This is a genomic window from Pseudomonas sp. ICBG1301, from assembly GCF_016918385.1.
Taxonomy (GTDB): Bacteria; Pseudomonadota; Gammaproteobacteria; order Pseudomonadales; family Pseudomonadaceae; genus Aquipseudomonas; species Aquipseudomonas palleroniana.
The window spans coordinates 1-262 of sequence record NZ_JAEKGB010000037.1; the positions used below are offsets into that span (position 1 = coordinate 1).

Annotated in this window: 1 protein-coding gene; it reads right to left on the reverse strand. The window is 58.4% G+C overall.

Annotation, left to right across the window (positions count from 1 at the left end):
* Window positions 1-262: immunoglobulin-like domain-containing protein (locus JBE38_RS27580; RefSeq protein WP_205345604.1), on the reverse strand; the 262-nt coding region annotated here is incomplete at both ends.

Consider the following 262-nt stretch of genomic DNA (forward strand, 5'->3'; position numbering starts at 1 on the left):
TCCACAAGGCTGGCGGTGTAAACGATATTGCCGCCTTCGCCCACAGTGTTGGTCGCGGTCAGGACCACATCGACCTTGTCGATGGTGTCGTTGATGGTCGTTGTCGCGCCGTTGCCGGCAACTTCCAATTTCTCGAAGTTACCGCCGGTAGCGTCGGTGATCTTGACGGTCTGCGTGCTCTTGTCGATGAACACGTCATCGCTAGGCGCAGGGACGGTCACGGTGCCGACGGTATCGCCAGCCTTGATGGTGATGTTCGAAC